Source organism: Blastococcus sp. CT_GayMR20 (assembly GCF_004570345.1).
Map to the genome: position 1 here is coordinate 1 of NZ_SPQM01000183.1, position 7,810 is coordinate 7,810.

General features: G+C 74.1%; 9 protein-coding genes and 1 pseudogene. 4 read left to right on the top strand and 6 right to left on the bottom strand.

Annotated features, from left to right (window positions below):
* On the bottom strand, positions 1-582 hold a 582-nt coding region (locus tag E4P40_RS24595), incomplete at its 3' end, for a hypothetical protein (RefSeq protein WP_209305504.1).
* Positions 583-684: 102 nt separating this feature from the next.
* Between E4P40_RS24595 and E4P40_RS24600 the strand changes: the two genes are divergently transcribed.
* Together E4P40_RS24600 and E4P40_RS24605 are read left to right on the top strand one after the other, a co-directional pair.
* Positions 685-1,536 (top strand): DUF1206 domain-containing protein, encoded by an 852-nt coding sequence (locus E4P40_RS24600; RefSeq protein WP_135160982.1) that lies wholly within the window; start codon positions 685-687, stop codon positions 1,534-1,536.
* A gap of 2 nt (positions 1,537-1,538) precedes the next feature.
* The gene (locus tag E4P40_RS24605) at positions 1,539-2,402 is read left to right on the top strand and encodes a DUF1206 domain-containing protein (RefSeq protein WP_135160983.1); all 864 of its coding nucleotides are present in this window, start codon (positions 1,539-1,541) and stop codon (positions 2,400-2,402) included.
* Positions 2,403-2,474: 72 nt separating this feature from the next.
* Here the strand turns inward: E4P40_RS24605 and fabG are convergent, their stop codons facing one another.
* From fabG to E4P40_RS24625, 4 genes are all read right to left on the bottom strand, one after another.
* Positions 2,475-3,227, bottom strand: a complete 753-nt coding sequence (gene fabG, locus E4P40_RS24610; RefSeq protein ID WP_135160984.1) for a 3-oxoacyl-ACP reductase FabG — start codon at positions 3,225-3,227, stop codon at positions 2,475-2,477.
* Entirely contained in the window at positions 3,224-4,441 is a 1,218-nt protein-coding gene (locus tag E4P40_RS24615) for an acetyl-CoA C-acetyltransferase (protein WP_135160985.1), read from the bottom strand. The genes fabG and E4P40_RS24615 overlap by 4 nt, the downstream gene beginning before the upstream one ends.
* 109 nt (positions 4,442-4,550) lie before the next feature.
* The gene (locus E4P40_RS24620; protein ID WP_135160986.1) at positions 4,551-4,898 is read right to left on the bottom strand and encodes a DUF2750 domain-containing protein; all 348 of its coding nucleotides are present in this window, start codon (positions 4,896-4,898) and stop codon (positions 4,551-4,553) included.
* Between the two features lie 76 nt (positions 4,899-4,974).
* Positions 4,975-5,364, bottom strand: coding sequence for an STAS domain-containing protein (locus tag E4P40_RS24625; protein WP_135160987.1), 390 nt, complete (start codon positions 5,362-5,364; stop codon positions 4,975-4,977).
* A gap of 222 nt (positions 5,365-5,586) precedes the next feature.
* On the opposite strand from E4P40_RS24625, the gene E4P40_RS24630 reads away from it, so the two are divergent.
* Together E4P40_RS24630 and E4P40_RS24635 are read left to right on the top strand one after the other, a co-directional pair.
* On the top strand, positions 5,587-5,922 hold the full coding sequence (locus E4P40_RS24630) for a hypothetical protein (protein ID WP_135160988.1): 336 nt from the start codon (positions 5,587-5,589) through the stop codon (positions 5,920-5,922).
* A gap of 197 nt (positions 5,923-6,119) precedes the next feature.
* Complete coding sequence (locus E4P40_RS24635) at positions 6,120-6,482, top strand: hypothetical protein (RefSeq protein WP_135160989.1); 363 nt, start codon at positions 6,120-6,122, stop codon at positions 6,480-6,482.
* A gap of 10 nt (positions 6,483-6,492) precedes the next feature.
* On the opposite strand, the pseudogene E4P40_RS24640 reads toward E4P40_RS24635, so the two are convergent.
* Positions 6,493-7,810: pseudogene (locus tag E4P40_RS24640) on the bottom strand (hypothetical protein); the annotation flags it as partial.

Below are 7,810 nucleotides of genomic sequence, written 5' to 3' on the forward strand. Positions count from 1 at the left end.
CCGGAGCCCGGCGGCGGCGACCAGGAGCGGCACGGCCAGGACGGCCACGGCGAGGGCCGCGACCACGGTGGCGACGTCGGCGGCCCGGTCCCAGCCCTGGGCCAGCCCGGCGGTCACGAGCAGACCGGTGACCAGGACGGCCCACACGAGCAGGGCCTGACCGCCCCGGCGGGCCGCGCCCGGACGGGAGAGGAGCGCGACGGCGGCCAGCAGCAGGAGCAGCGGGACACCGAGGAGCAGGACCCACTCCGCGGCGACCCCCGACGCGACGGCGACGACCAGCGCGGTGGCTCCCCCGGCGACGGCGGACGCCCCCAGACCGCGCGCACGGCCGGCGACCGCGGCGCTCATCGCGCCGGACCGGGCCCCGCGGAGGAGCAGCACCCCCCGGACGGCGAGGAAGAGCCCGATCGCGCCGAGCAGCAGCCGCGCACCCCCGGCGTCCCAGAGGACCGCGGTGACCGCGACGGTGATCATGCCGACCCCGAGGACGACCCACTGCGGCCACGCACGTCGGGCCACCTCGGGGGACGCCATGTCCGGGGCGCTGTTGGTCAGGATGCCCGTCACTCCGCTCGCCACGGACCCAGTGTCCCTCACCGGCGGCTCCGCTCCGGCAGGCAGTGCACCGCGTCCCTGTGCGACGCTGAGCCGCTGAGGTCCCGCCGTCGAAGGAGTCGTCCGTTGAGCGCTCGTGGAACGACCGGCCGGGCCGCGGGCACCGCCCAGGAAGCGGGCGACAGCGACGGCCTCGAGCACCTGGCCCGCGTCGGACTGCTCGCCTTCGGGCTCGTGCACCTGCTGGTCGCCTGGCTCGCGCTGCAACTGGCGTGGGGCGGGGGCGCCGGTGAGTCGGCCGACCAGTCGGGCGCCATGCGCACCCTCGCCGAGTCCCCCCTGGGCAAGCCGCTCCTCTGGGTGGTCGCAGTCGGGCTCATCGCGCTCGCGGTGTGGCAGGCCGCCGAGGTGCTGCGCTGGCGGCACGGGTGGTCGGCCTCCGGCAAGACCCGGACCAAGGCGCTGCGGAAGTCGGGCAACGCCCTGGTCAAGGCCGCGGTCTACGTCGCGCTCGCGGTGCTCGCGATCCGCTTCGCCACGGGCGCGGGCACGTCCAGTTCGCAGCAGCAGCAGGAGACGACGTCCGGTGTCTTCAGCTGGCCGGGCGGGCAGTGGCTCGTTGCCGCGGCCGGACTGGTGCTCGTCGGCGTGGGCGCCTGGCACATCCGGAAGGGCCTCAACAAGCACTTCCTCAAGCAGATCGACACGAGCGACGCCTCGCCGGGCGCGGTGAAGCTGGTGACGCGGCTCGGGCAGATCGGTTTCCCCGGCAAGGGCATCGCCCTCGCGGTCGTCGGCGGCCTGCTCGTCTACGCGGCGATCACGTTCGACCCGTCGAAGGCCCGCGGGCTCGACGGCGCGCTGCACACGATCCTGGAGCTGCCCTTCGGCCGGATCCTGCTCACCCTCGTCGCGATCGGGATCGCCGCCTTCGGGGCGTTCTGCTTCGTCCGGGCCCGCTATCCCGAGCGCACCTGAGCGTGGCCGGTCGCTCGCTGCTCGACCGCGCGCACGGGATCGTCGACCGTGCCCGCGAGGTCACCGATCACCCTGTTCTGACGCACGTGGCACGGGTGGGGCTGATCGCCTACGGCGCCATGCACTTCCTGATCGCCTACCTCGCGATCCGGCTGGCCTGGGGCCTGCGCGGAGCGGACGCAGACCAGACCGGGGCCCTGCAGACCGTCGCCGACGGCCCCGGCGGCGCGGTGCTGCTCTGGGCCATCGGCGTCGGGATGCTCGCGCTGTCCCTCTGGCAGGCCGGTGAGGTGCTCCTCTGGTGGCACGGGCTGCTCGATCCCGCGCACCGCACCCGCACCGCGCTCGTGTGCGCGAAGTGTCTGGCCAAGGCGCTGGTCTACGCCGTCCTCGGGATCACCGCCCTGCTGTTCGCCGTCGGGCTGGAGTACGAGGCCGACGAACGGCTGCGCGACCTCACCGACGACACGCTGGGCATCCCCGGCGGCGCGGTGCTGGTGGCCGCGGTGGCCACCGGTGTGATCGCCGTCGGCCTCTACACGCTGGTGCGCGGGTTCACCGGCGGTTTCATGAAGGACATCGACCTCCCCGCCGCCCCCGACCGCTGGGAGCCGCTCATCGAGACGCTCGGCCGGATCGGCTACGTCGCCAAGGGGATCGCGTTCGCGCTGGTCGGCGCGCTGCTGTGGCGCGCAGCGACGTCGGCCGACGTCTCCACGGCGACCGGTCTGGACGGCGCGCTGGCGTCCATCGCGGGCGTGGCCGCCGGCCCCTGGCTGCTGACCGCCGTCGCCGTCGGGTTCGCCGCCTTCGGCCTCTACGCGCTGGCACGGGCGCGCTACCCCGACCGCGACCCGTCGTCCTAGAGCCCCTTCGGCGCCATCTCCGGGGAAATGGCACCCCGCAGGACGTGCCATTTCCGGGGAGAAGGCTCTTCCTCAGGTGCGGGGGCCGCCGGCGACGTAGATGACCTGACCGGAGACGAACCCCGCGCCCTCGCTGCACAGGTACGAGACGGTGTGGGCGATGTCCTCGGGCTGGCCGGCGCGGGCGACCGGGATCGCCGCGGCCCGCTTGGCCACGTACGGCTCCCACTCCTCGCCGATCCGCTCGGCCGTCGCCTTCGTCATGTCGGTGACGATGAAGCCCGGGGCGATCGCGTTGACGGTGACGCCGAACTTGCCGAGTTCGATCGCCAGCGTCTTGGTGAAGCCCTGCAGGCCGGCCTTCGCGGTGGCGTAGTTGGCCTGGCCACGGTTGCCCAGGGCCGAGGTGCTCGAGAGGTTCACGATCCGGCCCCACGTCGCCTGGGTCATGTGCTTCTGCGCAGCCCGGGCCATGAGGAAGGACCCGCGCAGGTGCACGTGCATGACGAGGTCCCAGTCGGCGTCGGACATCTTGAAGAGCATGTTGTCGCGCGTGACTCCGGCGTTGTTCACCAGTACCACGGGCGGGCCGAGTTCCGAGGCGATCCGGTCGACGGCGGCCTGCACCTGCTCGGCGTCGCCGACGTCGGCGCCCACGGCCAGCGCCCGACCCCCGGCGGCCTGGATGGCCTCCACGGTGTCGCGGGCGTCGTCCTCCTTCAGATCGAGCACCGCCACGGCGAACCCGTCGGCGGCCAGCCGATGGGCGGTGGCGGCGCCGATCCCCCGGGCCGCTCCCGTGACGATCGCGACCCGCTGAGTCACGCGGCCACCCGTTCGAACAGCGCCGCGAGGCCCTGGCCGCCGCCGATGCACATGGTCTCCAGGCCGTAACGGGCGTCGCGGCGGTCCATCTCGCGCAGCAGCGTCGCCAGGATGCGCCCGCCCGTGGCGCCGACCGGGTGGCCGAGGGAGATGCCCGAGCCGTTGACGTTGGTGCGCTCGAAGTCGCTGTCGGTGAAGCCCCACTCGCGGGTCACGGCGAGCACCTGACTGGCGAATGCCTCGTTGAGCTCGATCAGGTCGACCTCGGCGAGCTTGACGTCGGCCTGCTGCAGGGCCTTCGCCGTGGCGGGCACCGGCCCGATGCCCATGGTCCTGGGCGGCACGCCTGCCACGCCCCAGGACACCAGTCGAGCCAGTGGGCGCAGCCCCAGCTCGGCGGCCTTGTCGGGGTGGGTCACGATCGCGATGGCCGCGCCGTCGTTCTGGCCGCTGGCGTTGCCCGCGGTGACTGTGGCCTCCGGGTCGTCCTTGCCCATGATCGGGCGAAGCTTGGCGAGGGTCTCGACGCTGGAGTCGGGGCGGATGTGCTCGTCGCGGTCGACGACGGTGTCGCTCTTCCGGCCCTTGACGGTCACCGGCACGATCTCGTCGGTGAACCGGCCGGCCTCCGTCGCGGCAGCCGCCCGCTGGTGGCTGCGGACGCTGTACTCGTCCTGCTCCTCGCGCGAGATCTTGTACTCGCGGCGCAGGTTCTCCGCCGTCTCCAGCATGCCGCCGGGCACCGGGTGGTTCCGGCCACCGGCGGTCACCCGGCCCCGGGCGAGGCCGTCCTGCAGCAGGACCCCGGGGCCGGGCTTGACGCCCCACCGCATCGCCGTCGAGTAGAAGGGGGCGTTGCTCATCGACTCCGCACCCCCGGCCAGCACGACGTCGGAGGCGCCGGACTGCACCTGCATCGCGGCGTAGAGGACGGCCTGCAGGCCGGAGCCACAGCGGCGGTCGATCTGGATGCCGGAGGCGGTGACCGGGAGACCCGCGTCGAGGGCTGCGACGCGGCCGATCGCCGGCGCGTCCATCGTCGGATAGCAGTGGCCGAGCAGGACGTCGTCCACCGAGTCCGGCGGGAGTCCGGTGCGCTCCATCAGCGCGCGGATCACCGTCGCCGCGAGTTCCTGGACGGGCACGTCACGCAACGATCCGCCGAACCCCCCGACCGGGGTCCGCATCGGCTCGCAGATGACCGCTTCTCGCACGGTGGTCCTCCCAGCTCCTGTACGGCGGCCGGTCGACCGTCGCTGTGGCCGAAACGGTACGACTCCCCGCCGCCGGCGGCCGAGCCGCCCTGTGCGTCAGTAGCGAGGGTCAGGGCCCGTCGAGGAAGCTCTCGAGGTCGCCGCGGTGCCGCGAGGGCTCGACGAGGAGATGACTGCCGTCGGGCCGGGGCATCACGGCGACCAACGAACCGTCGGCCTCGAGCCGCGACAGGAACCTCAACCAGTCGTCGAGCGGCACGTCGTCGGGGGTCGTACCGGCCCACTCCTCGACGGCGCACGCCTTCGCGAAGTCCGGGTGCGACCACACGGGAAAGACGCTCCGGCCGCTCTCCTCGTCGAGAAAGGTGACCCATCGATCAGCACGCAGGAGCGCGTGGACCGCGTGCTCGTCCGTCACCTGGGTGAGGAAGTACGTCATGAGCGCGTCGGGCTGCATCCTGAGGACGTTGGCCACGTGATCCGGGTGCAACGACACGACGCCCCCTCGGGAGCAGGGCGGTCTCGCGGAGGGTTCAGGCGACGCCCTGCTGCATCGGGATCGTGCGGGAGCTCTCGTCCACCTGCTCGGCGTGCAACAGCTCCCAGAGGCCGGTGATCTGCAGCGGGCGGATCACGGCACGGGAGGACGCGAGCACCCGCATCGTGACGTCCTGCTTGACGGCGCGACGGTGGGTCGCGGCCAGGACGCAGAGCCCGGCGGAGTCCAGGAACGTGACGCGGCCGAGATCGACGGTCAGTTCGGAGATCGAGCCCTCGAGGAGCGTGTCCAGGTGCTGACGCAGCACCGGCGCCGAGGTGGAGTCGATCTCACCGGCGGCGGCCACGCACACCGAGGACCCGGACTCGACGACCTCGATCGTGACGAGTTCTTCGACGGGGGGGCCGAGGGACGGTGCGGTCACAGGGGAATCTCCTCAAGCAGAAAACCGGACCAGTGGAGATGCGGCTGCGACGCTCCGCGAGCGGAGCACCAGCACTGGCAACAAACGGCTGACTGTTGAACCGCGCCCCTGACGGTAAGGACCTAAGCCCCGGACCGCAAGGCCCCCACGATCACGCCAGTCGCAGGTGTCACGCCGGCGGGCACCCCGCCGGAGCCCGCCGGCGAGGCGGATACTGGCCCCGTGACAGAGGCCCGGAAGCCGCGCGGACGAGGCAGCGCAGGCCTGGGACTGGCGTTCGTCCTCTGGGCTGCGGGAACGGTGCTCGCGTTCCGCTCCCTGGACCCGATCATCGCCGCGTTCGTCGTCATCCTCGGTGTCACGGTCCTGGTCTGCGTGTTCCTCGCCCGCAACTGGGACCAGCACCCGACGTACGAGGAGCGCGAGAACGCCAGGTCCCGGCGGCGTGCGGAGAAGTGGGAGCGCGGCGCCGCCGCCCGGGAGCGCGACCGGGTCCGCTGGGAGGCCCACCGGGCCCGCCAGGCGGAGAAGGCCGGCGGTAATTCCCTCGACGGCTGACGGTGACCCTCCCTACGGTTCCCGGCATGCGGTCCTCCGTGCGCACGCGCACCGTCTGAGCTGACGCCCGCGGGCCCCTGGCCCGCCGTCCTGCGTCCCGTGGTCTCTCCGGGACGTCCTCTTCCCCCTCCCCTGCCCGCGCGGCGCGGCGCTGCCGTGCCCCGGGCACCGCTGTCGATCTCGTCCGGAGGCACCCCGTGTCACGTCCCACCCTCGACGGCCCAGCAGCCGCCGCCCGCGCCGCGCTCCCCGAGTCCGAGAGCGCGGCGTTCGACCGGCTCGCCGGCGCCGTCCTCGCCTCGTCCTCCGCTCCCCTCGGGGCCGTGCTGCGCGCGCAGCTGCCGGGCACCGCCGGTGTCCGCTGGCTGCGCCAGGAACAGCTGCCGCCGACCGCCCGCGCGGCAGCGCTGACCGCCGAGCACTGGCTGTCGCTCTACGAGTGCTGGAGCTCGGTCCACCCCACCCCCGGCCCCCGGGCGGCCGGGGGACGGCGCGGCGGGCGCCCCTCGACGCACGGTCACGCGCCCGGTGCGTCCGCCATCCCCCGCTGGGGCCAGTAGGAGGACCCCGTCACTCCCCCACCGCGTCCTCGGCGGCGAGCTCGCCGGCGCGGTCGGGTAGGGCGAACGCCTCCGCGAGCGCCTGCCGCTTCGCCCAGTCCCCGGCCCGCCAGGCCAGGGCCCGCCCGAGGGCGGTCGCCGACCCGTCGACGTGGTCGACGTCCCCCTCGGGCCACCAGGCGACCCGCCGCCCGCCCACGGTGAGCGTGTCGTGGACGGCGACCTCGCCGGTCAGCTCCTGACGGCCGAGGCGGGCCCCTGCCAGCGCCGCGCCGGGCAGCTCCGCCCATGCCACCCGCCGCCCCCCGGTGGGCGACGGCGCGGTCACCACCTCGCTCGCCATGGGCAGGTCCAGCAGGTCGGCCACCGCGCCGGGCGCTCCCCCACCCGGCACCACGGGCAGATCGACCAGTGGCAGTAGATACGGCGCATCCAGGACGACCGCGTCCTCGGCGACCCGGTCCGGCGCGACCCGGACCCGGTCGGGCGGATCGGCGTCGATGCCGTCGAGGGCAGCGGCCAGGCGGGCGTAGACGGTCCTGAGCACCTCCGGGCGCACCGTCCGCGCGGGATCCCCGAGACGGTCGAGGAGCTCGATCGCGTCGTCGACATCGGCCAGCACGTCGTCGAGCCTGGCCGGCGGTCGCAGCAGCTCCAGGACCTCGGGGCCGGCTGCTGCTGGTTCGTACAGTCCCTGTAACTCCGTCCCGTCCGGGTGCCGGAGCCGGTCGGGCCGCACACCGGCGAGCACGGGGTGGGTGCGCAGCCACCAGCGCAGGTAGCCCCGTGCGCTCAGCCCGCCGACGACGACGTCGGCCCTGGCCTCGGCCGGCAGCCGGGCCAGCAACGGGAGCGCACCGGCCCAGTCGTCCACCAGCTCCAGGTCCCGGACCGCGGTCAGCGGGGGCCACTCCGGTGGCGGGGCGTCGGCCGGCAGCCGGTCGAGGACGGCGTCGGCCCAGCGGTCCGCGTCGTCCACGTCGAGCTCGTCGGGATCGGTGGCCCGCACGAGCGCGAACGTGTCGAGGACGCCGACGGCACGCAACGCCTCCGGATCGGCCGTCGCTGCGGTCTCCGCGTCGAGCAGCCCCAGCGAGCCGGGGGCCAGGACGGCGGCGAGCGCCGACCCCGGCCGAACCAGCTCCCCGGCGGGCGCCCAGCCGCCGTCGGCGTCGGGCAGCGCGAGCTCGGCCAGCCACGGCAGCTCCCCGGGGGCCGGCCGCGCCACGGCGACCAGCGCGAGCACGGCTCCCGCCAGCTCGTCGGGGTGCGGGGCGCCGTCCAGTGCGTCGTCCACGGTCTCCATGGACGTCTCCACGGCGGTCCGG

Coding starts and splice junctions, on each gene's coding strand:
- E4P40_RS24620 (WP_135160986.1), bottom strand. CDS start 4,898: ATGCAGCCCGACGCGCTCATGACGTACTTCCTCACCCAGGTGACGGAC.